This window comes from Salinarimonas chemoclinalis, from assembly GCF_041514305.1.
Lineage (GTDB): Bacteria > Pseudomonadota > Alphaproteobacteria > Rhizobiales > Beijerinckiaceae > Salinarimonas > Salinarimonas chemoclinalis.
The window spans coordinates 1-25,058 of sequence record NZ_JBGMWH010000016.1 but is presented as its reverse complement, the minus strand read 5'-3'; the positions used below and the strand labels follow the sequence as shown (position 1 = coordinate 25,058).

The following is a 25,058-nucleotide window of genomic DNA, read 5'->3' as shown; positions in this document are numbered from 1 at the left end:
GCCGGGCTTTCCGTTCCTTGGCCTTCGAAGGCCCGCCGATCAGGCGGCCTCCTCCTGGATGTCCTCGCCCTCGCCGGTCTCGGCGGCCTCGGCCTCGGCATCCGCGCCCTTGCCGCGGCGCGGTGACTTGGCCAGGGAGGCCTCGATGAGCTTGAGCGCCTCGGTCTCGGTGATCCTGTTCACCGAGGAGATCTCGCGCACGACGCGGTCGAGGGCGGCCTCGTAGAGCTGGCGCTCGGAATAGGACTGCTCGGGCTGCGCGTCGGACCGGTAGAGGTCGCGCACCACCTCGGCGATGGAGATCAGGTCGCCGGAATTGATCTTGGCCTCGTACTCCTGCGCGCGGCGCGACCACATGGTGCGCTTGACGCGGGCGCGGCCGGACATGGTGTCGAGAGCCTTCTTGACGAGGTCCGGCTCGGCGAGCTTGCGCATGCCCACGGCCGCCGCCTTCGCGGTCGGGACGCGCAGGACCATCTTGTCCTTCTCGAAGCTGACGACGTAGAGCTCCAGCTTGAACCCGGCGATCTCCTGCTCCTCGATCGCCGTGATCCGGCCGACGCCGTGCGCCGGGTAGACGATCGCTTCGCCCGCCTTGAAACCCAGAGGCTTCCCAGTCTTCTTGGGGGTCGTCATGCGTTGGAGGCTCCCTGTTGCGCGCCGCGGACGGACCGCGACACAGACAGCGCCGCCGGAAAGGGGTCCGACGGTCGAAAAGACTTGACTCCGCGGGACCCGAGCGGGTTCCCGCGGCGTCCCCTTCAAGATTCGGCCGGTGACGGAATGCGCCCTCTCGACCTCGCCGGGACGCGTTGCGGAAGGACCCGAGCGAGGGGTGCGTGAGCTGATCTCATGTTCTGCTTATGGCTTCACGTGCGAGGTTGCAGCGCGCGGGGCGCGTCAAGCGGCAGGACTGTTACCTACCACGAGCCGGCTGATAAATCAAAGAAAATCGCAATGAATGGACAGGTTGCACCGCAACCGACCGCCGGTCGCGGCGGGATGCCGGCGCCGGTGGGTGCACCTCCCGGGTGCCGTTGGGTCAGTCTCCCTCGCCCGGCTCGGGCGAGAAGAACTTGTCGTACTTCCCCGCCATGCCGTCGAATTCCTTGGCGTCGCCGGGGGCGTCCTTCTTCTGGGTGATGTTGGGCCAGGACTTCGACAGGTCGGCGTTGATCTTGAGCCATTGCTCTAGACCCGGCTCGGTATCCGGCTTTATCGCCTCGGCGGGACATTCGGGCTCGCAGACGCCGCAGTCGATGCACTCGTCGGGATGGATGACGAGCATGTTCTCGCCCTCGTAGAAGCAGTCCACGGGGCACACCTCGACGCAATCCATGTACTTGCACTTGATGCAATTTTCCGTGACGACGTAGGTCATCTGGCGATCCCGATCCGCTCACCTCTGGGCCGCTTCTCGTAACGCGGCCGCGTTCGCGGCGCAAGACCGTAGCCGCGCCGTCTACCTTCGGTTGGGGTGCCCGCGGCGACGCGCCGCGGCACGCCGTCGCGGTGCGCGCGCGTCCGCGCTCACGCCTCGGGCGGGACGGAGAGGCCCAGCTCCGAGAGCTTGGCGTGCACCGACGCCTGGGAGCGCTTGGTCTTCATGCTGATCACCGAGGCGGGAACGTTCTCGCGCGCGAGCGCGATCAGCTCCTGCACCTGCTCGTACGTCCAGGGACGCTCGTTGTCGACGTCGCTCATCGTCGCCTCCTCGGGTCGCGTGTGGTCGGGTTCGCTCCGTTCGAACGGTGGAGACCGCAGGATGGGCTCCCGGGCCGGTCGTCGCAAGCTGTGGAGGGTCCGGATGCGGGGGCTCGCGCGGCGACGCCCGCGTGCTATCGAGGGCGACCGCGAAAAGGACGCTGCGAGACACCCTCGAAGAGCGCGGGGAGGCGCGAGAGGCGGCGACATGACGGTGGCCATCGACATCGGCGAGAACGCGTCGCCCGGCGGCGGGCGCATGCTCGTCGACCTGGAGGAGCTCCTCGCGACGCGCCTGCTGGTCCAGGGCAATTCCGGCTCCGGCAAGTCGCACCTGCTGCGCCGGCTGCTCGAGCAGAGCGCGCCGTGGGTGCAGCAATGCGTCGTCGACCCGGAGGGCGACTTCGTCACGCTCGCCGAGAAGTACGGCCACGTCGTCGTCGAGGCGGACCGCTCCGAGGCGGACCTCGTGCGCGTCGCCGCGCGGGTCCGCCAGCACCGCGTCTCCGTGGTCGTCAGCCTCGAGGGGCTCGACGCAGAGCAGCAGATGCGCGCGGCCGCCGCCTTCCTGGGCGGGCTCTTCGACGCCGAGCGGGACCATTGGTACCCGATGCTCGTCGTCGTCGACGAGGCGCAGCTGTTCGCGCCGATGGCCGCGGGCGAGGTCTCCGACGAGGCCCGCAAGGTCTCGCTCGGCGCGATGACGAACCTGATGTGCCGCGGGCGCAAGCGTGGGCTCGCCGGCGTCATCGCCACGCAGCGCCTCGCCAAGCTCGCCAAGAACGTCGCGGCCGAGGCCTCTAATTTCCTGATGGGCCGCACCTTCCTCGACATCGACATGGCGCGGGCCGCCGACCTGCTCGGCATGGACCGGCGCCAGGCGGAGAGCTTCCGCGACCTCCACCGTGGGCATTTCGTGGCGCTCGGCCCCGCGCTCTCGCGCCGGCCGGTGCCGGTGCGGATCGGCACCGTCGAGACGCAGGCGCGCTCGACGAGCCCGAAGCTGATGCCCCTGCCGGAGACGCCGATGGAGGCGGCGCGCGACCTCATCCTCGCCCCGCTCGAGCCCGAGCCGATGCGCCCGCGCCCGGAGCGCCGGCCGGCGCCCCCCCCGCCGCCCTCGACGAACGACATCCTCGCCGAGCTCGTCCGCTCGCGCCCCGCGGCCGCCGCGCCGCCGAGCGCGGAGGAGGTCGCGCTCGCGGCCGAGGAGCGCGACGCGACGATCGACGAGATCGTCCGCGAGCTCCTCGCCGACCCGGACGCCGCCTTCCGTTCCGTGGCGGTGCTCTACCAGGACCTGCTCGTGCGCATGCGCATCAAGCGCGTGCCCGGCGAGGCGCTCACCCTCGCCGCCTTCAAGAAGCGCCTGTCGGTCGCACGCGCCGGCGTCGAGGCCGGGACGATCCCGCAGGACGCATGGACGCGGGCCGAGGCCGCCGCCGCCGACCTGCCGGAGGACATCCAGGGCGTCTACCTGCTCCTCGCGCGCGCGGCCTTCGAGGGGGCGCCCTGCCCGCCGGACGGCGAGATCGCCCGCGCCTGCGGCTCGCGCTCGCCCGGGCGCGCGCGGCGGCTCGTGCAGTACATGGAGAGCCGCGGCCACGTCGTGACCCGCGCCGACATGCGCGGCCACCGCATCGTCGCGCTCCCCGATCTCGGCATCGAGACCAAGGCCGGCGACCCCGCCGCCTGGGAGGAGCCGCAGGAGAACGGCGGCGACCTGTTCGCCACCGGCTGAGCGCGGAACACGCGAAAGTGGTGTTCATGCCGATTGCGCGCCCCATTCCATAAGTGCGTGCACCGAGGCGCCTCGCCGCAGCCGCTAGGCTAGTCTCGCACGCGGGTATCGCTAGGCGCGGCGGGGGTGCATGATCGCGGGCCGGATCGGGGCGGGACGCCCCGCGATCGACGTGCCGGCGCGGATCGGCGCCGCCTGGCGGCGATGGCGCCTGGTGCCGCTGCGCACGCGCATCGGCAGGGCGCTTCTGTCGGAGCTCGAGCGCCGGCGGCTTCTGCCCTGGGGCGCGGTGCTGTTCGGGATCGGCGTCCTCGTCTTCTTCCAGACCCAGATCGGCGCGGGCCGCACGGGCCTCCTCGTCGCCGTCGCGACGGCGCTCGCCGCGGGCGCGGGCGCGCTGCGGCTGCGCGCGCGATCGCTCGCGGGGGGACTGGCGCTCGCGGGCGTCGCCTTCCTCGCGGCGGGCTTCGCCGCGGCGGTACATCGCCAGCAGGCGGTCGCGGCGCCGGTCCTCGTCGCGCCCGCCGGCGGGACGGTGGCGGGGTTCGTCGAGAGCCTGGAGGACCGGGCGGGCGGTCGGCGGCTCGTGCTGCGCCTCGAGGCGCACGACCTGCCCGTCGAGGGCGAGGGTCGATTGCGCGTGCGCGCGACCCTGCGCGGCGCAGGCGTCGGCGCGCTCGCGCCCGGCGACTGGATCGAGGCGCGGGTGCGGCTGCTGCCGCCGCCGGAGGCGGTGCGCCCGGGCGGCTACGACTTCGCGAAGAGCGCCTGGTTCGCCGGCATCGGCGCCGTGGGCGGCGTCGTCGGCGCGCCCCGCGTCCTGCCTCCGCCGCGTCCGCCCGGACTCGATCTCGTCCTCGCCGCCCGGCTCGACGTGCTGCGCAACGCGGTCACCACGCGGATCGCGGAGATCGTCGGCGGGCAAGCCGGCGCGGTGGCGGCCGCCCTCGTCACCGGCAAGCGCGGGCTGATCACGGAGGAGACGAACGAGATCCTGCGCGCGGCGGGCGTCTATCACATCGTCTCGATCTCGGGCCTGCACATGGTGCTCGCGGCGGGCACGGTGTTCTTCGGCCTGCGCGCGCTCCTCGCCGCGGTGCCCGCGCTCGCGCTCGCGTGGCCGATCAAGAAGATCGCGGCGGTCGCGGCGATCCTGGCGGGTGCGATCTACTGCGTCTTCTCGGGTGCGGCGGTTGCCACCGAGCGGGCGCTGATCATGACGACGATCGTGTTCGGCGCGGTCCTCCTCGACCGCACGGCGCTGTCCATGCGCAACCTCGCCCTCGCCGCGCTGATCGTGCTCGTCCGCGAGCCGGAGGCGCTGGTTGGGCCCTCCTTCCAGATGTCGTTCTCGGCGGTCGCGGGCCTGATCGCGGGGGCGGAATGGCAGGCTTCGCGGCCGCGCCGGCCGGCGCCGCCGCCGGGGCGGATCGGCCGGGCGCTGCGGGGCGTGCGCAACGGTCTCTCCGGAATCGTCGTCACGACGCTCATCGCCACGGCGGCGACGGGACCCTTCGCCGCCTTCCACTTCCAGGTGGCGAATCCCTACGGCATCCTCGGCAACGTGCTGGCGCTGCCGATCGTCACCGTGCTCGTGATGCCCGCCGCGGTGCTGGGCATGGCGCTCGCGCCCCTCGGCCTCGACGCGCCCGCGTGGCTCGCGATGGGCGCCGGCATGGCGCAGGTGATCGCCTTCTCCGAATGGGTGGCGGGGCTGCCGGGCGCGCGCGTCGTGGTGCCCGCCTTCGGCGTGGGGGCGCTGGCGCTGCTCGTGGCGGCGCTCCTCGTCGTCACGATCTGCGTCTCGCCCCTGCGCCTCCTCGCGCTGCCGCTCGCCGCCGCGGGCATCCTCGCCGCGTCCGACCCGGCCCGGCCCGACCTCTACGTCGATCGCGACGGCCGCGGGCTCGCCCTGCGCGGGGCGGACGGGCGGCTCGTCGTGCTGGGCGAGCCGGGCGACTTCGTGCTGGCGCAATGGCTCCAGGCCGACGGCGATCCCCGCGCGCCCGACGATCCCGGCCTCGTGGCGGGCGTGGCCTGCGACCCGCTCGGCTGTGTCGCGCCGCTGCCCGACGTCGGCGCGGTGGCGCTGGTGCGCGCGCCCGGCGCCTTCGCCGAGGACTGCGCGCGGGCGGCGATCGTCGTCTCCCGCCTGACCGCGCCCGCCTGGTGCGCGGCCCCGCACGTCCTCGACCGCGCCCGGCTCGCGCGGACAGGCGCCGCCACCCTGCGCCTGCGCGACGAGGCGATCGCGATCGAGACCGTGCGGCGCACCCCGGAGACGCGGCCTTGGCTGGCGCGGGAGTGAGGCGCGTTCCGCCGCGAGGCTTCCCCCGCCCGCCCCGCCTTGCTAGAGAGGGCGACCCGCCCGAGCATGCCGCAGGTCGAACATGGATGCGTTCAAGCCCTATCTCGCCAAGGTCGCCACGGGCGCCGCCCTGTCGCAGGAGGAGGCCCGCGCCGCCTTCGACGCGCTGCTCTCCGGCGAGGTGACCCCGGCCCAGGCCGGCGCCTTCCTGATGGCGCTCCGCGTGCGCGGCGAGGCGCTCGACGAGATCGTCGGCGCGGCCTCCGCCATGCGCGCCAAGATGCTCGCGGTCGAGGCGCCGGCGAACGCCATCGACATCGTCGGTACCGGCGGCGACCATTCCGGCTCCTGGAACATCTCGACGCTCGCCGCCTTCATCGTCGCGGGATGCGGCGTGCCGGTGGCCAAGCACGGCAACCGCGCGGCGTCCTCGAAGTCCGGCGCTGCGGACGTGCTCGGGGCGCTCGACGTGACGCTGGGTCTCGACCCGAAGGGCCTCGCCCGCTGCCTCGCCGAGGCGAACCTGTGCTTCATGTTCGCCCAGGCGCACCACGCCTCCATGCGCCACGTCGCACCCTTCCGCGTGGAGCTCGGCACGCGCACGATCTTCAACCTGCTCGGCCCGCTCTCGAACCCCGCGGGCGTCAAGCGGCAATTGCTCGGCGTGTTCTCCCGCGCCTGGATGCGCCCGCTCGCCGAGACTCTGCGCGCGTTGGGCTCGGATCGGGTGTGGGTCGTGCACGGCTCGGACGGGCTCGACGAGCTGACGACCACCGGGCCGAGCGAGGTCGTGGCGCTCGAGGGGGGCGAGATCCGCACCTTCCAGATCGACCCGCGCGACGTCGGCCTCGCCCTGGCGCAGCCGCAGGACCTCAAGGGCGGTGACCCCGCCCACAACGCGGCGGCCCTGCGCGCCGTGCTCGACGGCGAGAAGACGGCCTACCGCGATATCGCGGTGCTGAATGCCGGCGCCTCGCTGGTGGTGGCCGGTGCCGCCGCGGACCTCGCCGAGGGCGTCGCCGAGGCGGCGGAAGCCGTCGACAACGGTGCCGCGAAGACGGCGCTCGCGCGCCTCGTGCGCGCGTCGCGAGGGTGAGGGCCGCAGCCGTGAGCGACATCCTGGCCAGGATCGAGGCCTACAAGCGCGAGGAGATCGCCGCCGCCAAGGTCGCGGTCCCGCCCGCCGAGATCGCGCGCCGCGCGCGCGACGCCGCCCCGCCCCGCGGTTTCGCCGCCGCCCTGGGGCGGAAGACCGACGCCGGCCGCCCGGCGCTCATCGCCGAGATCAAGAAGGCGAGCCCCTCCAAGGGCCTGATCCGCGCCGATTTCGACCCGCCGGCGCTGGCACGGGCCTACGAGGACGGCGGCGCCGCCTGCCTCTCGGTGCTGACCGACGCCCCCTCCTTCCAGGGCCGGCCCGAATACCTCGCCGCCGCCAGGGACGCCTGCGCGCTCCCGGCACTGCGCAAGGACTTCCTGTTCGAGCCCTACCAGGTGATGGAGGCCCGCGCCTGGGGCGCGGACGCGATCCTCGTCATCATGGCGAGCGTATCGGACGCCGCCGCCCGCGATCTCGTCCAGGCCGCCCACGATCTCGGCATGGACGCGCTGGTCGAGGTGCACGACGCCCCCGAGCTCGAGCGCGCGCTGGCGCTTCCCGCCCAGCTGATCGGGATCAACAACCGGAATCTCCGCACCTTCGAGGTCTCGCTCGCGGTGGCCGAGAGCCTCGCCCCGCTGATCCCGGACGATCGCATCGTCATCGGCGAGAGCGGCATCTTCACGCCCGCCGACATCGCCCGGCTCGAGGTGGCCGGTATCCGCGCCTTCCTCGTCGGCGAGAGCCTGATGCGGCAGGACGACGTCGCGGCCGCCACCCGCACGCTGCTGGGAGAAGCCGCTTGAGCGATCTCAGCCATATCGACGCGTCGGGCGCCGCCAACATGGTCGACGTGTCCGAGAAGGACGTCACCTCCCGCACGGCGATCGCCGAGGGCGTGGTGATCACGCGGCCGGAGACCATCGCCGTCATTCGCGCGGGCGACGCCAAGAAGGGCGACGTGCTCGGCGTCGCGCGGATCGCCGGCATCATGGCGGCCAAGCGCACCCACGAGCTGATCCCGCTCTGCCATCCCCTGATGATCACGAAGGTGCGCGTCGACTGCGCGATCGACGAGGCGCTGCCGGGCGTTCGCGTCACCGCCGAGGTGAAGGTCGCCGGCCAGACGGGGGTCGAGATGGAGGCGCTCACCGCCGTCTCCGTCGCCTGCCTGACGATCTACGACATGGTGAAGGCGGCGGACAAGGACATGCGCATCGAGGGCGTGCGGCTCCTCGAGAAGACCGGAGGCCGCTCCGGTACCTGGCGGGCCGACGGCTAGGGGAGGGGGCGCGTCGTGAGCCTGCTCCCCGTCGCCGAGGCCCGCGCCCGCATCGTCGCCGCCGCCGGCGCGCCGCTCCCCGCGCAGAGCGTGCCGCTCGAGGCCTGCTTCGGCCGCACGCTCGCCGAGGACGTGGTCGCGACCCGCACGCAGCCGCCCTTCGCCGCCGCCGCGATGGACGGCTTCGCCGTGCGCGCCGCCGACGTCGCGACGCCGCCCGTCTCGCTGGCGCTGATCGGCGAATCCGCCGCCGGGCGCCGCTTCGCCGGACGCGTCGGCCCGGGGGAGGCGGTGCGCATCTACACCGGCGCGCCGGTGCCGGAGGGAGCGGACGCGATCGTCGTCCAGGAGAATGCCGAGGCGCCCGCGGACGGGCGCGTGCGCATCCTGGAGAGCGCCCCCGCCGGCCGGTTCGTGCGCCCGCGCGGGCTCGACTTCGCCGAGGGCGACGTGCTCATCCCGGCCGGGCGCGTGCTCGACGCGCGCGCGCTCGCGCTCGCCGCGGCGATGAACCACCCCGCGCTCCCGGTCCGGCGCCGTCCCGTCGTCGCGCTCATCGCCACCGGCGACGAGCTCGTGATGCCGGGCGAGACGCCCGGCGCGGACCAGATCGTCGCCTCGAACGTGGTCGCGCTCGCCGCCCTCGTCGCGGCGGCGGGCGGCGAGGCGCGGGTTCTCGGCATCGCGCGCGATACCGAGGACGCCATCCGCGAGCGGATCGCCGCGGCCCGCGCTGCGGGGGCGGACGTGCTCGTGACGCTCGGCGGCGCCTCGGTGGGCGCCCACGACCTCGTGCAGGAGACCCTGCGCGAGGCGGGGATGGAACTCGGCTTCTGGAAGATCGCCATGCGCCCCGGCAAGCCGCTGATGCACGGGCGCCTCGACGGCATGCTGTTCCTCGGCCTGCCGGGAAATCCGGTCTCCTCGATGGTCTGCGGCCTGCTGTTCCTGCGCCCGGCGATCCGCGCGCTCGTGGGCGACCCGCAGGCGGGGCGCATTCCGACGGAATGGGCGGTGCTCGGCGGGCCGATGGCGCCGAACGACGCGCGCGAGGACTACGTCCGCGCCGGCCTCGCCCCCCGCCCGGGCGCGCTCCCGGAGGCGACGCCCGCGCCCGTGCAGGATTCCTCGATGCTCGGCGTCCTCGCCCGCGCGGACGCGCTGATCGTGCGTCCCGTACGCGACCCCGCGCGGGAGGCGGGGGACGTGGTGGAGATCGTGCGGCTCGCCGGGATGATGTAGCGCCCCCCGGCGTGCCGGGGGCGAACGCCTACCCGATGCGCTTCAGCCATGCGCTCGGCCAGCCGGTGATCGGGCGGTCGAGCGGGCTCTCGTTGAAGCGCCAGGCGGGCGTGGCGAGGGCGAAGTCCGGGCGGCGGGCGGCGAAGTCCTCTGCGGCGGCGGCGGGGTTGTCGTCGACCCATTCGGGCTTGCCGCGCGGCGCGTCGGCGACCTCGCGCATGATGCCGTCGGTCGCGACGATGAAGCTGCCCGGCGTCACCAGCGGCGCGTAGGCCTCCAGCTCGCGGGCGACGTGGGCCTTGGTGTGGTTCGAATCGAGGATCACCAGCACCGTCTCGCCCGGCCGGATCAGCGCGCGCACGGCGTCGACGATCTCGGGGGCGGCGGAATCGCCCTCGACGAGGGCGATCATCGGCGCCAGCGGGTGCCTCTCGATCGCCGCGCGGTTGTGCGGGCGGATCTCGATGTCGACGCCGACCACCAGCCGCCCGAACCCCATCGCCTTCATCAGCCCCGCCGAGAACACGAGCGAGCCGCCGTGCGCCACGCCGGTCTCGACGATCACGTCGGGGCGCAGCGCGCAGATCGCCTCCTGCGTGCGGACCATGTCCTCGGGATGCTGGATGATCGGCCGGTCGAGCCAGGTGAAGGTGTAGGGGTACTTCGCGTTCCAGCTCGTGCGCAGCCAGACGTCCGAGATCAGCTCGAAGGCCTCCTTGCCCCAAAGGTCGAGGGTGCGGGCCGCGCCGTCATCCTCCACCGCGAGGGTGCGGGCGTCGGTGTCGATGGTGATCCTCATGGGCGTGCCTCCTCGTTCGGCGTCCGCGCGCGCCGCGTCTCGTCTCGTATCGCCACCACCGTGCGCGCGAGCCCCTCGTCCAGGGAGACGGCCGGGCGGAAGCCGACCTCCTCCGAGAGACGCGCGATCGAGGCGACCAGTCGGTCGGGATCGTGCGGCGGGCGCGGGCGCGCGCCGAGGTCGATGCTGTCCGCGCCCCCGGCGAGGGCCGCGACGCGCGCGATCAGGTCGCGCAGCCGCACCGCCTCGCCGGAGCCGACATTCACCGGCCCCTCGACCCCGCTCTCCAGGAGCGCCGCCACCGCTTCCGCGACGTCGTCGACGTAGAGGAAATCGCGATCCTGCGTCCCCTCGGTCGTCGCCACCCGCTCGCCGGCGGCGAGCGCGCGGGCGACGGAACCGATCAGCTTGCCCGGCGGCTCGCCGGGGCCGTAGGGCGTGAACAGCCGCGCCCAGGCGAAAGAGACGCCGTGCGCCAGCGCAGCTGCGGTCCCGGCGTGGAAGAGTGCGGCCTTGGCGGCGCCGTAGGGCGTCGCGGGACGGAGCAACGTCGTCGCCTCGTCGAGGCTCGGGTCGCCCGTGGCGTATTCCGCGCAGGTGCCGAGCCCGACCGCGCGCCGCCCGCCCGCGGCGCCGAAGGCGTCGACGAGCGCGACGCCGGCCTCGAGCCAGCGAAGATTGGCGGGATCGCTCCAGAACCGGCCCGGCGTCGTCGTCCAGGCGCCGTGCACGAGCGCGTCCGGGCGGGTGCGCGCGACGAGCGCGCGGGACGCGGCGGCGTCGGTCAGGTCGACGAGCTCCCAGGCCGCGACGCCCGCCACCGCCGGCGGATCGGCCCGCGAGGTCGTGCCGACGACGCGCCATCCCCGGGCGGCGAGCGCGGCCGCGAGCGGGCGGCCGACGAAGCCCGTCGCGCCGGTGAGGAGAAGGGTGCCGGGCCCGCTCAAGGGAGACGATCCGAGCGTTCGAGCAGCGGCCAGGTGCCGTCGCGCTCCGAGAGGATGGGGTCGGCCACCGGCCAGTCGATGCCGAGCGACGGATCGTCCCAGCGCAGGCCCGCCGCCGCCCCGGGCACGTAGGGCGTCGTCATCTGGTAGAGGACCTCGGTGTCGTCCACGAGCGTGACGAAGCCGTGGGCGAAGCCCTTCGGGACCCAGAGCGCCGCCCGGGAGGCCGCGTCGAGCCGCAGCGCATGCCAGCGCCCCCGCGTCGGCGAGCCCTCGCGCAGGTCGACGATCACGTCGTGGATCGCGCCCATGGTGACGCGGATGAGCTTGTCCTCGCCGTGCGGATCGCGCTGGAAGTGCAGCCCCCGCAGCGTGCCGGCGCGGGCGTTGAACGAGACGCTCGCCTGCACGAAGTCCGCGCTCAGGCCGCGCGCGGCGAAGGCCGCGCGATCGACGGTGCGCGCGAAGAAGCCGCGCGCGTCCGCGATCGGCTCGGGCGTGATCACGAAGGCCCCGGGAAGCGGCGTCTCCTCGATGCGCATCAGACGATCCGCACCTCCGGCACCGGGATCACGAAGCGCCCGCCCGCCGCCCGGTAGGCGGCCTGCTGGGCGAGGATCTCCTCGGCGAAGTTCCAGGTGAGCAGCAGCGTGTAGTCCGGCCGCGCCTCGAGGAGCCGCTCGGGCGGGACGATCGGCAGCTTGGTGCCGGGCCCGTGGAGCCCCTGCTTCGCCGGGGAGCGGTCGGCGATGAAGTCGATCACGTCCGCGCCCAGCCCGGCGTAGTTGAGGAGCGTCGCGCCCTTGGCGGAGGCGCCGTAGGCGGCGATGCGCGCCCCGCCGGCCTTGAGGTCGCGCAGGACGCGGGAGAGCGTCGCGGTCAGCCCCTCGACCCGGGCGGCGAAGCTCGCGTACCAGGGTTCGTCCGTCATGCCGAGCCGGCGCTCGTCGGCGAGCAGCGCGGCCGCCGCCCGGCTCTGCGGGACGCCCGCGTGCTCCGCGAAGGCGCGCAGCGTGCCGCCGTGGAAGGGCGTCGTCTCCACGTGCGCGAGGACGAGCCCGTGGCGGGCGAGGAGGGCGTCGAGCGCGCTCCCCGAGAAGTAGCACAGGTGCTCGTGGTAGATCGTGTCGAACTCGCACTTCTCGACGAAGTCGCGGGCGTAGGGCACCTCGATCACGCACACGCCGCCGGGCTTGAGGAGCCGCTTCATGCCGGCGACGACGCCGTTGAGGTCCGGCACGTGGGCGAGGACGTTGTTGGCGTGGATGACGTCCGCCGCGATGCCTTCGGCGGCGAGGTCCTCGGCGAGATCGCTCCCGAAGAAGGCGACGCGCGTCGGCACGCCCGCATCGATCGCCGCGCGCGCCACGTTCGCGGCGGGGTCGATGCCGAGCACCGGCACGCCGAGCGCGCGGTAGCCCTGGAGCAGGTAGCCGTCGTTGCTCGCGATCTCCAACACCTGCGCCCCCGCCCCGAGACCGCGCTCGGAGACGAGTCGGCGCGCGAGCGCCCGCGCCGCGGCGGTGAAGCTCTCGGACACCGAGGAGAAGTACGGGTAGTCCGAGAACATCAGGTCCGGGCGCACCGACACCGTGAGCTGGAGGAGCGTGCAGTCCCGGCAGAAGACGAGCGCGAGCGGATAGCGCGGCTCCGGCTCCGCGAGACGCTCGGGCGCGACGAGGGCGTTGGCGAGAGGCGTCTCCCCCAGCGAGAGGATCGGCGCGAGACGCTCGCCGCCGCAGGAGCGGCAGCACGTCACGCGCGTCATGGCGGGCGAGCCGGTCATCGCGCGAGCCTCTCGCGGTACCAGGCGATGGTGTGGTCGAGCCCCTCCTCGAGGCCGTAGCGCGGCGCCCATCCCAGCTCGGCGCGGGCCCGCGAGGCGTCGAGATACTGCTCGGCGATCTCGTGCGTCGCCTCCCCGAGCACGATCGGCTCGAGGTCGCTGCCCATACGCGCGCGGATCAGGTCGACGAGAGCGCGGGCGGAGAGCGGGATCTCGGTCGAGAAGTTGAAGCCGCGCCCCGCGAGCGCCCGGTTCTCGGCGAGGCGCTCGGTGAGCGTCATGTAGGCCTCGACCGCGTCGCCGACGTAGATGTAGTCGCGCACCAGCGTGCCGTCCGAGCGGATCACCGGGCGCTCGCCGGCGATGAGCGAGCGGATCGTGCCGGGCACGATGCGGCTCCAGTTGAGGTCGCCGCCGCCGAAGAAGTTGCCGCAGCGGGTGATGGCGACCGGGGTCCCGTAAGTCGCCGCGTAGGATTGCGCGATCAGGTCCGCGCAGGATTTCGACGCGTCGTAGGGGTAGAGCCCGGCGAGGGGCGTCTCCTCCGTGTAGGGCAGCACCGCGGCCTGGCCGTAGGCCTTGTCGGAGGAGGCGACGACGATCTCGCTCACCTTGGGCGAGCGCCGCGCCGCCTCGAGCAGCCGCCAGGTGCCCGCCACGTTGGTCTCGAAGGTCGAGACCGGGTTGCGGTTGGCGATGGGCACGATGGTCTGCGCCGCGAGGTGGACGACGCTCGCGATCTCGTGCTCGCCGAGGATGCGCTCCAGCGCCGCCTGGTCGCAGACGTCGCCGCGCACGAGGGTGACGGCGCGCGCCCAGTCCTCGGAGAGGAGCGGGCTGCCCGGCACCCAGTCGCGCACCAGCGCGACCACGTCGCAGCCGAGCGAGACGAGTTCGCGCGTCAGGTGCGAGCCGACGAGCCCGGAGGCGCCGGTGACGAGGACGCGGCGGCCGCGCCAGAAGCGCGCGCGCGGGCTCATTCCCAGATCCGCCACGGCGCGGCTCCCGTCGCCCACATGTCGTCGAGGATGCGCCGGTCGCGCAGCGTGTCCATGCACTGCCAATAGCCCTCGTGGCGATAGGCCATCAGCGCGCGCTCGCGCGAGAGCGGCTCGAGCACGTCGCCTTCGAGCGCGGCGTCGTCGCCGGGAATGCGCGCGAGGATCTCGGGCTCGAGCACCATGAAGCCGCCGTTGATCCAGCCCTCGCCGATCTGCGGCTTCTCGATGAACTCGCGGATCTCGCCGTCCGGCGAGAAGTCGAGGCCGCCGAAGCGCGCGGGCGGTCGCACGGCGGTGATCGTGCCGAGCCGCCCGTGCGACCGGTGGAAGGCGAGGAGCGCCTTCAGGTCGACGTTCGAGACGCCGTCGCCGTAGGTGAGCATGAAGGGCTCGTCGCCGAGGAAGTCCTTGAGGCGCAGCAGGCGCCCGGCGGTGAGCGTCTCGAGGCCGGTCTCCATGAGGTGTACGCGCCAGGTCTCGGGGCGATCGGCGTGCGGCTTCACGCCACCCTGCGCGAGATCGATGGTCAGCGAGCCGCGCAGGCGGTCGAAATCGTAGAAGAAGCGCTTGATCGCCTCGCCCTTGTAGCCGAGCGCCACGACGAATTCGTCGAAGCCCTGGGCGGCGTAGATCTTCATGATGTGCCACAGGATCGGCATGCCGCCGATCTCGACCATCGGCTTGGGGACGTTGACCGTCTCCTCCGAGAGGCGCGTGCCGAGCCCGCCGGCGAGTATGACGACCTTCACGACGGACCTCCGGGTCGCGTGCGCGCGCCGGCGCGCCTGCCGGCCGAATCGCGTGTTTTCCCGCCGCAGGATAGCCGCGGGGAGCGGTGCGGCCAAATCGCCCGCGCGGCGCCGGTCGACCCGTGCGTCGCGCCGAGACCCGCGTCGGAGTAACCTATGTAAGTCGGTTGATTTGGTTCCATGAAGAGTGCTTCGTCGAGAACAGAATTTCACCACATCTTCGATAACATAAGTCTAGCTTGGCAATAAGCAATGTAGACCTGATGCATAGAAACAACAGCATCTTCCCCGTCACATGCGTTAGGTTGGCGGCTCATCGAAAGAGGTGCTCTGATGACAAGAACCATTCTCCTGGCGAGCGCGGCGTCCTTCGTCCTCGCCACCGGCGCACTCGCGGCGGATCTTCCCTCGCGCGTCGAGGCTCCGGCCCCGGCCTTCATCCCGCAGCCGGTCTTCAGCTGGACCGGCTTCTATGCCGGCGTGAACGCGGGCGTCGGCTTCAACGCCGGCGACGACCGTCGCTCGACCGTGGTGGTCGCGCCAAACGCCTTCGTGCCCGCGGGCACCGTGATCCGCTACGGCGACAACAAGGACGACGCGTCGTTCACCGGCGGCGGCTTCCTGGGCTACAATTTCCAGTTCGCCAACAACTTCGTCCTCGGCGCGGAGGCCGACATCCAGTTCGTCGGGCTGGGCAACGACCGCTCCACGGCGCCGATCTCGGTCAGCCCCGCGACCGCCGGCTTCGAGCCGCTGCGCCGCGGCATCTCGGGCGTCGACTGGTTCGGCACGGCGCGCCTGCGCGCCGGCTACGCCTTCGACCGCACGCTCGTCTACGCCACCGGCGGCCTCGCCTACGGCGGCGGCGACTCCGTCCGATACGAGACCGCGACCGGCAACCGCGTCCTGTTCGAGGATCGGGACGTCGCCTTCGGCTGGACCCTCGGCGCGGGCGTCGACTACGCCTGGACCGACAACCTCGTCGTCGGCCTCGAGGGCCTCTACGTGAACCTCGACCGCGACCAGAGCGCCAACGGCGTCGCCGGCTTCGTCGGCGCGAACGCGATCCCCGCCTCGAGCGAGACCGTCGACGACCGTATCGAGTTCGGCGTCGTGCGCGCCCGCCTGAGCTACAAGTTCTGACCGCGCGCGGCAGGTGCGAGCCATGCCCGAGCCGGCCCCACGGGGCCGGCTCTTTTTTTTCGAAATCGGCGAACCGGTGACGGTGCTCCTCCGACCAAGGATGCGAGCGGGCAGCCAGCCCGTACGACAATCCAGGAAGGACGATCCCATGCGCCGTTTTCCCTCTCGTCCCGTCGCGTTCCGCACCGCGGCCACGATCGTGGCGGGCTTCACCGCCCTCGTCTCCCTCGCCGGCGCCGCCGAGGCGCGGATGCTCCGTTACGACTGCCTCGAGCTGGTCGCCCCCGTCTGCAGCCAGATCCGCGACGTCGATGCCGCCCACCGCTGCGTCGTCCACGAGACCCATGCCTGCGAGGCGCGCCTGGGCTCGCAGGGCCAGGGCTGGAGCCACGGCCATCCGATCCCGACCGCCTACCACCATGGCGATCCGGGCGCCGGCCCCGGCGGCGATCCGGGTGGCCCCGGCGGAGATCCGGGTGTCCCAGGCGGTGATCCCGGTGTCCCCGGAGGCGACCCGGGCACTCCCAACGGCGATCCCGGCGGGCCGGAGGGCGGTCGCGACCGTCGCTGACGATCCGATGCGATCCGCAGGCCGGCCGCCCCGCGGCGGCCGGGCTGCGCGTCCGCTGCAGCGCTCAGAAGCGCAGGCCGAGCCGGCCCGAGACCGTCACGACCGAATAGTCGGGGCGCGCGAGCCCCGACACGTCCACCTCGAGCGACAGCGCGAGTGCCGGCGTCGGCGCCGCGCGCAGTCCCCCGCGCAGCACCAGATCGCCCTCCGGTAGGTCGTCGGTCGGCGTCGTCGGCGTCGGGCTCTCGACGCGCGAGACGTCCCACGTCGCCGCGGCGGCGACGAAGGGCGTGAGCGTGCCGCCGCCCGCGACGGCGAACGCGCGCGACACCTCGGCCCCCGCCCGCAGCGTGGTCGTCTCGACCGTCAGTGCCGGGTAGGCCGTACCGAGGCCGTCGCGATAGGCGCCCTGCCGGTCGGAGACCCACACCACGCCCAACGTCGGCGCGACCTGAACCGCACCCGCGTTCAGGTAGGCCGTGAGGTTGGCGGCGAGCGCCCGGCGCTCGGCGTCGAAGCGCCCACGCGCGACGGCGTTGCCCACGTCGCTCTCGCCGCCCTGCCAGAACGCCGAGACGTCGCCGACCAGGACGTCGCCGAGCGACGCGCCGCCGTAGACGCCCGCGCCCCCGAGCCGTCCCTGGAGGAAGCCGGAGCCGACGGTGTCGAAGTCGGACGCCTCGTAGAGGCCGAGCACGCCGACCACGGCGCGCGCGCCCACCCGGCGATCGACGCCGGCGGAGACGCCCGCCTGGAGCCCGTCGTAGCCGAATGTCGGGTGGTCGCGCTCCGCCCGGGTCGCACGCGGCGAGACCCAGGCGTGCCACAGCGGCGCCGACGCCGCATCGAGGGAGGCGAAGGCCGCGGGCGGCGGCCCGCCGGGGGCGGGCGCGACCGCCACGGCGTCGAGAGCGCCCGGCGCGAGCCGCCCGCCGACGAGCGTGCGGATGCCGTTCGAGAGGAGATCCACCGCCTGCGCCCGGCCCGCGCGCAGCAGCGCGGCGGCCTGGGCGCCGGTGCGGATCGGGGCCGGGGCCGCCGCCTGCGGCGTCGCGGCCTGCGTTCCGCCGCCGCCTTGAGAGCCGCCGCCCGTCTGCCCGCCGCTGGTCTGCCCGCCGCTGGTCTGCCCGCCGCCCGTCTGCCCGCCGCCGGTCTGTCCGCCGCTTCCAGGGGGCTGCGCGAGCGCGGCCGAGGAGGCGAGGACGAGGCAGGCGGCGAGGGCGATCGATCGGCGGCTCATCGCGACCATCCGGGCACGGGCGGGAGCGACGAGATTAGCCGCGCGGGCGGCGTGCGCGAAGGGGGCGCGCCGCCCGCGCGGGCGATCGCCGCGCGCCGTGGCCGCGCGGGCACATCCGGCCCGCCCGAGCCCGATCTCCCCGCACGATCGAGCGATCATCGTGTAAACTCGGCCGTGAACCTCTTGCGGCCCTCGTCCGTCGAAGGAGCCGGGAAGACCGACGCCGATGAGCAACGACGCCGATCTCGCCGATCTCGCCGCGATCGCCAGGGGCGACGAGGGCGCGTTGCGCGCGCTCCACGCCCGCCACGCGACGAAGGTCTTCCGGTTCGTGCTGCGGCTCGTGCGCAACGAGGCCGTGGCGGAGGAGGTGACCAATGAGGCCTTCGTCGAGATCTGGAAGGGCGCCGGGCGCTTCCGCGGCGGCTCCGCCGTGGGAACCTGGCTCCTGTCCGTCGCCCGCAACAAGGCGATCGACCGGCTGCGCAAGCGCGGCGAGGAGCCCCTCGACGAGGAGGCCGCGGCCCGCATCCCCGACGCGGCCGACGATCCCGAGATCGAGCTCGCCAAGCGCGACAAGGGGGCGCTCATGCGCCGGGTGATCGAGGGCCTCTCGCCGGTCCACCGGGAGATCGTGGAGCTCGTCTACTACCAGGAACAGTCCGTCGCCGAGGCGGCGGTGGTGCTCGGCGTGCCGGAGAACACCGTCAAGACGCGGATGTTCTATGCCCGCAAGCAGCTCGCCCGGCTCTTCGCCGAGGCCGGAATCGACAGGGGGTGGCCATGACCGCCGACCGCATGAACGACGACCCGCCGGAGGGGATCGACGCCGACGACCCGGCGCTGCTGCTGCCCTGGCATGCCGCGGGCACGCTCGACGCCGGCGACCGCGCCCGCGTCGAGCGCTTCCTGGCGGATAATCCCGAGCAGCAGGCTCATCTCGCGGCGATCGCCGAGGAGCGCGAGGCGACGGTGGTCCTCGCCCGAGCCGCGCCCGTGCCGGGCGCGGGCTCGATCGATGCGATCCTGGCGCAGGCGCGTCGCGAGGCGCCGCGTGCGGCTGCGGGTGCGATCCCGAGCGCGGCCGCCGCCCGCCGCGGCTTCGCGGCGCGGGCGCTCGCCGGGCTCTCGGGGCTCCTCGACGCGCTCTCGCCGCCGCTGCGCGGCGCGGCGATCGCCGCGCTCGTCCTCCTCGCCGTGGCGCAGGCGGGCGTGATCGGCGGCCTCGTCGGCGCGCCCCCCGCCGAGACCACGTTCCGCACGGCGACGGGGGATGGCGCCGCGGCGCCGGTGCGGGCGTCGATCCTCGTCGTATTCGCGCCCGAGGCGACGGCGGGCGCGATCGGGGACCTCCTCGCCGCGCTCGACGCCCGCATCGTCGACGGCCCGCGGGCGGGCGGGCTCTACGCGCTCGCGCTGCCGGAGGGCTCGGACGCCGACGCGGCGCTCGCGCGGCTGCGCGACGCCGGAGACGTCGTGCGCTTCGCCGGGCCGGGATCGTGACCATGCGCGCGGCGATCGCCGTCCCGCTCCTCCTCGCCGGCGTTCTGCTCGCCTCGGTCCCGGCGCGAGCCCAGATCACGGCCCCGCCGCCCGTCGCCCCGCCGTCCGTCGCTCCGCCGCCGGTCGCTCCGCCTCCCATGGCGCCTCCCCGCATGGCCCCGCCGGTCGTCGCGCCGCGGCCGGTGGTGCCCCGCATCGTGCCGCCCGTGGTGCTGCCGAGCCCGATCCGGGACGATCCGCAGCGCCTGCGCCCGTCCGCGCCGGCGAACGTCGATGCGGATCCCGAGCCGGTGCAGCGGGCGCGGCCGTCCCCGCGCCGCGATGCGCCCCGCGCCGTCGACCGCGGACCCGCGGCCCCGCCCCCTCGCGCCGTGATCGGCGAGGGTGCTCCCCTGCCGCCGCCGCGCATCGGCTCCTTCGCCGCCCCGGAGCCCGTCGCCGGCGGCGCCTACGATCCGGACGCGATCGAGGCGCGCATCGTCGTCGCCACGCTCGCGGCGGGTCTCGATGCCGATGTCGCCGCGGCGCTCGCGGCCGAGAACGACCTCGTCCTCGTCGAGAGCGTCGATCTCGCGCTCGTCGGCGCGCGTGTGCTGCGCCTGCGCATCGACGACGCGCGGGCCGTCGAGACCGTCGTCGCCGCCCTCGCCGGGGACGCTCGGGTCGCGCGCGCCGGGCCGAACCGGATCTACCGCACGCAGGCGGGGGTGCAGTACGCCCTCGCCCGCCTCGGCCTCGACCCCGCCCCGCCGGAGGCCGGGCGGGGCACGCTGATCGCGGTGATCGACACGGCCGCCGACCTCGCCCATCCCGAGTTCGCGCCGTCGGCCGTGCGGGCGGCGAGCGTGCTCGACGAGGCGGCGCCGGCGCCGATGGACCACGGCACGCAGGTCGTGGGGCTCATCGTCGGGGCGGGCCTCCTGCGCGGGGCCGCGCCCGCCGCCGAGGTCCTCGCCGTCGCCGCCTTCGACGCCGCGCCCGACGACGGGCGGCCGGCGAGCACGAGCTATCGCCTCCTGCGCGCCCTCGACCTCGCCGCGGGGGAGGGCGCGCGGGTGATCAACATGAGCTTCGCCGGCGGCGACGACCCGCTGGTGGCGCAGGCGCTCGACATCCTCGCAGAGCGCGATGTCGTCCTCGTCGCCGCGGCCGGCAACAACGGCGCCGGCGCGCCCCCTGCCTTCCCGGGATCGCACCCGGCCGTCCTCGCCGTCACGGCGACGGATGCCGCGGACGCGCTTTATCCGGAGGCGAACCGCGGCGCCTACGTCGCCCTCGCCGCGCCCGGCGTCGACCTGCTCACGCCCGCGGCCGGCGGGCGCTACGCGCTCGGCTCGGGCACCTCGCTCGCCGCCGCCTACGTCTCGGCGGCAGCGGCTCTGGTGCTCGCGCGCGATCCGCAGGCGCGCGCCGACGCCGTCCGCGCCGCCCTCGCGCAGGCCGCGGTCGACCTCGGCGAGACCGGCCGCGACCCCGCCTTCGGCCACGGCCTCGTCGCCCCCCTCGCGGCGGCGGAGCGGCTGGCGGCGGATGGGGAGGTGGTGGTGGATGTCAGGTGAGGGGCGGCACCGTTGAAGAACGGCCTCTGATTAGCTAGGTTAGCCTGGGTTGGAGGACGCCATGGAAGTCACCGTTCACGAGGCCAAGACGCAGCTGTCACGCTTGATCGAGGCGGCGCTCGCCGGAGAGCGCGTCGTGATACGCCGTGGGCGCGAGCCGGTGGTCGAACTCGTCCCGGTCGTGCGCAAGCGCTTCGAGTTCGGTCTTCTCCCCGAGGTCGGTCCCGGGCCGGACTTCCTGGAGCCGATGAGCGAGGAGGAGCTGAGCGCGTGGGAAGGCGGGAAGTAGCGTCGGTCCTGCTGGACACGCATGCCTGGGCTTGGACCTTCAGCGAAGAAGCGTCGCTCAGCGGCGCCGCGCGCGCGGCCATCGACGCCGCGACCGTCGTCTACGTGAGCGCGATCAGCTGTTTCGAGATCGGGCTGAAGGCGCGCCTCGGAAAATGGCCGGAGATGGTCCCGCACGTCGCCTCGCTCCCAACGCTCCTCACGAGGCAGGGCGGAACCGTCGTGCCCGTATCCGCGACCATCGCCTCCGCCGCAGCGGGGCTCGACTGGGCTCACCGCGATCCGTTCGACCGCATGATCGCCGTAACCGCTCTGGAACTGCGCGTGGCTTTGATCACCGCGGATCGCGCGTTCGAGACGCTGGCCGAAACCGGCACCGAGGTCGTGCGGATCTGGTGAAGCCCCGAACGGCATCGGGTCAGGGCGCAGTGCGCCCCTCGAAAGAGTCGGCAATTTCATCTGCGGCGAGGGTGTCGAAGTCGTCGGGGATCGTGGCCTGCCCTCGGAGGAACCCGAGCCGCTTGGTGCGAGCCGCTCCGGTGCTCGGGACCGCCGCCACGCGCGCCACGGGTCGCCCCCCAGATTTGACGAGCACGATTCCTGCCGCGTTCGCCGCTTCGACCGCACGAGCGAGCGTCCAATCCGGGTCGGACAGGTCGATCTCGATCACGCCGCCCCCGTCCGCAAGAGATCCAGCACGTGCACCAGCCCCACCGGCCGCCCGTCGCGCACGACGACGAGGGCCGAGACCTTGCGGCTCTCCACCAACTCCAGCGCCTGGCCCAGCAGGATGTCCGGGCCGATGGTGAGGGGTCGCCTCGTCATCACCTCGTCGACGGTGCGCGAGAGGAGGTCGTTGGCCATGTGGCGGCGCACGTCGCCGTCGGTGACGATGCCGATGAGCCGCCCCTCGGCGTCGACCACGATGACGCAGCCGAAGCTCTTGTCGCTCTGCACCGCGAGCGCGGCGCTCATCGGCGTGCCGGTGGGCACGAGCGGCAGGCGCTCGCCGACGTGCATGATGTCCTTGGCGGTCTTGAGCAGCGCGCCGAGCTTGCCGCCGGGGTGGTAGAGGCGGAAGTCCTGCGCCGTGAAGCCGCGCGCCTCGAGCAGCGCCACCGCCAGCGCGTCGCCGAGCGCGAGCTGCATCGTCGTCGAGGTCGTGGGCGCGAGCCCATTTGGGCAGGCCTCCTTCGCCTTGGGGAGCGCGAGGCAGATGTCGGCGGCGCGCCCCAGCGTCGAGTCGGCGTTCGCCGTGAAGGCGACGAGCGGGACGCCGTGGCGCTTGGCGTAGGCGATCAGGTCGGAGAGTTCTCCCGTCTCGCCCGACCAGGAGAGCGCGAGGATCGCGTCCTCGCGCAGGATCATGCCGAGGTCGCCGTGGCTCGCCTCGCCCGGATGCACGAAGTAGGCGGGCGTGCCGGTGGAGGCGAGGGTCGCGGCGATCTTGCGCCCGACGTGGCCGGACTTGCCCATCCCCGAGACGATGACGCGCCCGGGCCGGTCCTTGATCGTCTCGACCGCGGCGGCGAAGGCCGCCCCGAGCCCGTTGCCGAGCGCCTCCTCCAGCGCGGCGAGCCCCTCGCGCTCGACGGCGATCGTGCGCAGCGCCGGCGCGAGGAGATCGGCGCCGGCGGCCTGGACCGCGTCGGCGCTCATCGCGCCGCGGCCTCTCGGGAGAGGCGCCCCTTGGCGAGCGCGTCGAAGGCCATCAGCTCGGCGAGGAGATCCTCCATCTGCGCGAGCGGCACCATGTTGGGCCCGTCGGAGGGCGCGCGCTCGGGGGCCTCGTGCGTCTCGATGAAGACGCCCGCGACGCCCACCGCCACCGCCGCGCGGGCCAGCACCGGCACGAACTCGCGCTGGCCGCCCGACGTCGCGCCCTGCCCGCCGGGCTGCTGCACGGAGTGGGTGGCGTCGAAGATCACCGGCGCGCCGGTGGCCGCCATGATGGGCAGCGCGCGCATGTCGGAGACGAGCGTGTTGTAGCCGAAGGACGCGCCACGCTCGGTGGCGAGCACGTTCGGGTTCCCGGCGCCGACCACCTTGTCGATCACGTTCGCCATGTCCCAGGGCGCCAGGAACTGGCCCTTCTTGACATTGACGACGCGCCCCGTCCTCGCCGCCGCGACGAGGAGGTCCGTCTGGCGGCAGAGGAAGGCGGGGATCTGCAGGATGTCCACCGCCTCGGCGACGGGGGCGCACTGGCCGGCCTCGTGCACGTCGGTCAGCGTGGGCAGGTCCAGGCTCTCGCGGATCTCCGCGAAGACCGGCAGCGCCGCCGCGATCCCCATGCCGCGGGCGGAGCCCGCCGAGGTGCGGTTCGCCTTGTCGAAGGAGGACTTGTAGACGAGCCCGAGGCCGAGCCGGCCGCAGATCTCCTTCAGCGCCGCCGCCGTCTCGAGGGCGTGCGCGCGGCTCTCCATGGCGCAGGGGCCGGCGATCAGCGCGAGCGGCAGGGCGTTGCCGAAGCGCACGGACCCGGCGGCGACGACGGGGGCGGGAGCGGGATGTGCCATGGCGCGGCTCTAGCCGGTTTCGCGGCGCCGGTCAAAGCGCCTTCGCCGCTCCCCGAACCGACGCCGCGGGCACCTCAGATGGTCTGGTTGTAGGCGCCGACCTCGGGGTTCTCGCGCAGGATCGCGTCGATCGCGGCGAACATCTCCTCGAGACGCGCCCGCGAGACCGGGCTCTCGACGACGACCACGAGCTCGGGCTTGTTGGAGGAGGCGCGCACCAGGCCCCAGGTGCCGTCTGCGAGCGTCACGCGCACGCCGTTGACGGTGACCACGTCGGCGATCGCCGTTCCGGCGATCGGCTCGGACGCGGCGCACATCGCCTGGATGCGGGCGGTGACGTGGGCGACGACGTCGTACTTCACCTCGTCGGGGCAGAGCGGCGACATCGTCGGCGAGCCCCAGGTCTTCGGCAGCGCGGCGTAGAGATCGCTCATCGTGCGATCCGGATTTCGGTCGAGCATCTCGAGCACGGCGATGGCCGTGACGAGCCCGTCGTCGTAGCCGCGCCCGACGGGTGCGCCGAAGAAGAAGTGGCCGGACTTCTCGAAGCCGGCCAGCGCGCCGAGCGCCTTCACGCGCGCCTTGATGTAGCTGTGGCCCGTCTTCCAATAGTCCGTCGTCGCGCCGAGCCGCGCGAGCTCGGGGTCCGTCATGAACAGGCCCGTCGACTTCACGTCCACCACGAAGCGCGCGCCCGGGTGGAGCGCGGCGAGGTCGCGGGCGAGCATCACGCCGATCTTGTCGGCGAAGATCTCCGCGCCGGTCTCGTCGACGACGCCGCAGCGGTCCCCGTCCCCGTCGAAGCCCAGCCCGACGTCGGCGCCGGTCTCGCGCACCTTGTCCGCCAGAGCATGGAGCATCTCCATGTCCTCGGGGTTGGGGTTGTAGCGCGGGAAGGAATGGTCGAGCTCGCAGTCGAGCGGGATCACCTCGCAGCCGAGCCGCTCGAGCAGCCGCGGCGCGAAGGCGCCCGCGGTGCCGTTGCCGCAGGCGGCGACCACCTTGAGCGTGCGCGAGAGCGAGCGCCCGCGCGCGAGGTCGTCGAGATAGGTCTGGGCGAACCCCTCGACGTAGTCGTATGCGCCACCCGGCCGTGCCGGCGCCGCGCCGGACAGCACGATCTCCTTCAGCCGGCTCATCTCGTCGGGGCCGAAGGTGAGGGGGCGGTCGAGCCCCATCTTCACGCCGGTCCAGCCGTTGTCGTTGTGCGAGGCGGTGACCATCGCGACGCAGGGGCAATCGAGCGCGAACTGGGCGAAGTAGGCCATCGGCGACAGCGCGAGGCCGATGTCGCGCACCCGCATGCCCCCCGCCATCAGCCCGGCGACGAGCGCGAGCTTGATCGAGGCGGAGTAGGAGCGGAAGTCGTGGCCCACCACGATCTCGGGTGCGACCCCGCGCTCGTGCACGAGCTGCGCGATGCCGAGCCCCAGCGCCTGGACGCCCATCAGGTTCAGCTCGGAGCCGAAGAGCCAGCGCGCGTCGTACTCGCGAAAGCCGGTGGGCTTCACGAGCGGGATCGTCTCGTAGGCGTAGGTGTTCGGCGCGAGCGCCGGCTGCGGGGTCGGGAGCATGGG

Annotated in this window: 27 protein-coding genes; 13 read left to right on the top strand and 14 right to left on the bottom strand. The window is 73.6% G+C overall.

Going from position 1 to position 25,058, the window contains the following annotated elements; translation table 11 throughout:
* Positions 1-39: 39 nt before the first annotated feature.
* From AB9M23_RS18655 to AB9M23_RS18645, 3 genes are all read right to left on the bottom strand, one after another.
* Positions 40-636 (bottom strand): CarD family transcriptional regulator, encoded by a 597-nt coding sequence (locus tag AB9M23_RS18655; protein ID WP_372426090.1) that lies wholly within the window; start codon positions 634-636, stop codon positions 40-42.
* 406 nt (positions 637-1,042) lie between these two features.
* Positions 1,043-1,381, bottom strand: a complete 339-nt coding sequence (fdxA, locus tag AB9M23_RS18650) for a ferredoxin FdxA (RefSeq protein WP_372426089.1) — start codon at positions 1,379-1,381, stop codon at positions 1,043-1,045.
* Between the two features lie 149 nt (positions 1,382-1,530).
* Entirely contained in the window at positions 1,531-1,704 is a 174-nt protein-coding gene (locus AB9M23_RS18645) for a hypothetical protein (RefSeq protein WP_169728792.1), read from the bottom strand.
* Between the two features lie 208 nt (positions 1,705-1,912).
* Here AB9M23_RS18645 and AB9M23_RS18640 point away from each other — a divergent pair, with 208 nt between their 5' ends.
* The 6 genes from AB9M23_RS18640 to AB9M23_RS18615 all read left to right on the top strand — a co-directional run bounded on the left by AB9M23_RS18640 (position 1,913) and on the right by AB9M23_RS18615 (position 9,376).
* Positions 1,913-3,445 carry a helicase HerA domain-containing protein gene (locus tag AB9M23_RS18640; RefSeq protein WP_372426088.1) on the top strand — a complete coding sequence of 511 codons (1,533 nt, stop codon included), beginning with the start codon at positions 1,913-1,915 and terminating at the stop codon, positions 3,443-3,445.
* Between the two features lie 130 nt (positions 3,446-3,575).
* Positions 3,576-5,753, top strand: coding sequence for a ComEC/Rec2 family competence protein (locus AB9M23_RS18635; protein ID WP_372426087.1), 2,178 nt, complete (start codon positions 3,576-3,578; stop codon positions 5,751-5,753).
* Between the two features lie 82 nt (positions 5,754-5,835).
* The gene (gene trpD, locus AB9M23_RS18630) at positions 5,836-6,849 is read left to right on the top strand and encodes an anthranilate phosphoribosyltransferase (protein ID WP_372426086.1); all 1,014 of its coding nucleotides are present in this window, start codon (positions 5,836-5,838) and stop codon (positions 6,847-6,849) included.
* Between the two features lie 11 nt (positions 6,850-6,860).
* Complete coding sequence (gene trpC / locus AB9M23_RS18625) at positions 6,861-7,658, top strand: indole-3-glycerol phosphate synthase TrpC (protein ID WP_372426085.1); 798 nt, start codon at positions 6,861-6,863, stop codon at positions 7,656-7,658.
* Complete coding sequence (moaC, locus tag AB9M23_RS18620) at positions 7,655-8,134, top strand: cyclic pyranopterin monophosphate synthase MoaC (protein ID WP_372426084.1); 480 nt, start codon at positions 7,655-7,657, stop codon at positions 8,132-8,134. The genes trpC and moaC overlap by 4 nt, the downstream gene beginning before the upstream one ends.
* Positions 8,135-8,149: 15 nt before the next feature.
* A complete protein-coding gene (locus tag AB9M23_RS18615; protein WP_372426083.1) occupies positions 8,150-9,376 on the top strand; it encodes a molybdopterin molybdotransferase MoeA in 1,227 nt (408 codons plus the stop codon).
* A gap of 28 nt (positions 9,377-9,404) precedes the next feature.
* On the opposite strand, the gene AB9M23_RS18610 is transcribed toward AB9M23_RS18615, so the two are convergent.
* Genes AB9M23_RS18610 through rfbF form a run of 6 tightly spaced genes read right to left on the bottom strand, consistent with a single transcriptional unit; the run spans position 9,405 to position 14,658 of the window.
* Entirely contained in the window at positions 9,405-10,175 is a 771-nt protein-coding gene (locus tag AB9M23_RS18610; RefSeq protein ID WP_372426082.1) for a cephalosporin hydroxylase family protein, read from the bottom strand.
* Positions 10,172-11,122 (bottom strand): NAD-dependent epimerase/dehydratase family protein, encoded by a 951-nt coding sequence (locus AB9M23_RS18605; RefSeq protein ID WP_372426081.1) that lies wholly within the window; start codon positions 11,120-11,122, stop codon positions 10,172-10,174. Before AB9M23_RS18605 ends, AB9M23_RS18610 begins: the two co-directional genes overlap by 4 nt.
* Positions 11,119-11,664: a dTDP-4-dehydrorhamnose 3,5-epimerase gene (gene rfbC, locus AB9M23_RS18600; protein WP_372426080.1), complete on the bottom strand. Its 546-nt coding sequence runs from the start codon at positions 11,662-11,664 to the stop codon at positions 11,119-11,121. Before rfbC ends, AB9M23_RS18605 begins: the two co-directional genes overlap by 4 nt.
* Positions 11,664-12,908: a methyltransferase domain-containing protein gene (locus tag AB9M23_RS18595; protein WP_372426079.1), complete on the bottom strand. Its 1,245-nt coding sequence runs from the start codon at positions 12,906-12,908 to the stop codon at positions 11,664-11,666. Before AB9M23_RS18595 ends, rfbC begins: the two co-directional genes overlap by 1 nt.
* Entirely contained in the window at positions 12,905-13,903 is a 999-nt protein-coding gene (locus tag AB9M23_RS18590; protein WP_372426078.1) for an NAD-dependent epimerase/dehydratase family protein, read from the bottom strand. The genes AB9M23_RS18595 and AB9M23_RS18590 overlap by 4 nt, the downstream gene beginning before the upstream one ends.
* On the bottom strand, positions 13,885-14,658 hold the full coding sequence (gene rfbF, locus AB9M23_RS18585; RefSeq protein WP_372426077.1) for a glucose-1-phosphate cytidylyltransferase: 774 nt from the start codon (positions 14,656-14,658) through the stop codon (positions 13,885-13,887). The genes AB9M23_RS18590 and rfbF overlap by 19 nt, the downstream gene beginning before the upstream one ends.
* 333 nt (positions 14,659-14,991) lie before the next feature.
* Between rfbF and AB9M23_RS18580 the strand changes: the two genes are divergently transcribed.
* Both AB9M23_RS18580 and AB9M23_RS18575 read left to right on the top strand, forming a co-directional pair.
* Entirely contained in the window at positions 14,992-15,801 is an 810-nt protein-coding gene (locus tag AB9M23_RS18580) for an outer membrane protein (RefSeq protein WP_372426076.1), read from the top strand.
* Positions 15,802-15,949: 148 nt separating this feature from the next.
* Positions 15,950-16,372, top strand: coding sequence for a hypothetical protein (locus AB9M23_RS18575; RefSeq protein ID WP_372426075.1), 423 nt, complete (start codon positions 15,950-15,952; stop codon positions 16,370-16,372).
* A 64-nt stretch (positions 16,373-16,436) separates the two neighbouring features.
* Here the strand turns inward: AB9M23_RS18575 and AB9M23_RS18570 are convergent, their stop codons facing one another.
* Positions 16,437-17,612 (bottom strand): autotransporter outer membrane beta-barrel domain-containing protein, encoded by a 1,176-nt coding sequence (locus AB9M23_RS18570; protein WP_372426074.1) that lies wholly within the window; start codon positions 17,610-17,612, stop codon positions 16,437-16,439.
* Positions 17,613-17,838: 226 nt separating this feature from the next.
* On the opposite strand from AB9M23_RS18570, the gene AB9M23_RS18565 reads away from it, so the two are divergent.
* The 5 genes from AB9M23_RS18565 (at position 17,839) to AB9M23_RS18545 (ending at position 21,361) form a co-directional block, all read left to right on the top strand.
* Positions 17,839-18,399, top strand: coding sequence for a sigma-70 family RNA polymerase sigma factor (locus tag AB9M23_RS18565; protein ID WP_372426073.1), 561 nt, complete (start codon positions 17,839-17,841; stop codon positions 18,397-18,399).
* Entirely contained in the window at positions 18,396-19,115 is a 720-nt protein-coding gene (locus AB9M23_RS18560; protein ID WP_372426072.1) for a S8 family serine peptidase, read from the top strand. Before AB9M23_RS18565 ends, AB9M23_RS18560 begins: the two co-directional genes overlap by 4 nt.
* Positions 19,116-19,267: 152 nt before the next feature.
* A complete protein-coding gene (locus tag AB9M23_RS18555) occupies positions 19,268-20,674 on the top strand; it encodes a S8 family serine peptidase (protein WP_372426071.1) in 1,407 nt (468 codons plus the stop codon).
* Between the two features lie 61 nt (positions 20,675-20,735).
* Positions 20,736-20,963 (top strand): type II toxin-antitoxin system Phd/YefM family antitoxin, encoded by a 228-nt coding sequence (locus AB9M23_RS18550; protein ID WP_372426070.1) that lies wholly within the window; start codon positions 20,736-20,738, stop codon positions 20,961-20,963.
* A complete protein-coding gene (locus AB9M23_RS18545) occupies positions 20,945-21,361 on the top strand; it encodes a type II toxin-antitoxin system VapC family toxin (protein WP_372426069.1) in 417 nt (138 codons plus the stop codon). The genes AB9M23_RS18550 and AB9M23_RS18545 overlap by 19 nt, the downstream gene beginning before the upstream one ends.
* A gap of 19 nt (positions 21,362-21,380) precedes the next feature.
* Here the strand turns inward: AB9M23_RS18545 and AB9M23_RS18540 are convergent, their stop codons facing one another.
* From AB9M23_RS18540 to AB9M23_RS18525, 4 genes are all read right to left on the bottom strand, one after another.
* Positions 21,381-21,632 carry a type II toxin-antitoxin system prevent-host-death family antitoxin gene (locus tag AB9M23_RS18540; RefSeq protein WP_372426068.1) on the bottom strand — a complete coding sequence of 84 codons (252 nt, stop codon included), beginning with the start codon at positions 21,630-21,632 and terminating at the stop codon, positions 21,381-21,383.
* A complete protein-coding gene (locus tag AB9M23_RS18535; protein WP_372426067.1) occupies positions 21,629-22,621 on the bottom strand; it encodes a KpsF/GutQ family sugar-phosphate isomerase in 993 nt (330 codons plus the stop codon). The genes AB9M23_RS18540 and AB9M23_RS18535 overlap by 4 nt, the downstream gene beginning before the upstream one ends.
* Positions 22,618-23,481 (bottom strand): 3-deoxy-8-phosphooctulonate synthase, encoded by an 864-nt coding sequence (kdsA, locus tag AB9M23_RS18530; protein WP_372426066.1) that lies wholly within the window; start codon positions 23,479-23,481, stop codon positions 22,618-22,620. The genes AB9M23_RS18535 and kdsA overlap by 4 nt, the downstream gene beginning before the upstream one ends.
* A gap of 74 nt (positions 23,482-23,555) precedes the next feature.
* On the bottom strand, positions 23,556-25,055 hold the full coding sequence (locus AB9M23_RS18525) for a phosphomannomutase/phosphoglucomutase (protein ID WP_372426144.1): 1,500 nt from the start codon (positions 25,053-25,055) through the stop codon (positions 23,556-23,558).
* Positions 25,056-25,058: the final 3 nt, after the last annotated feature.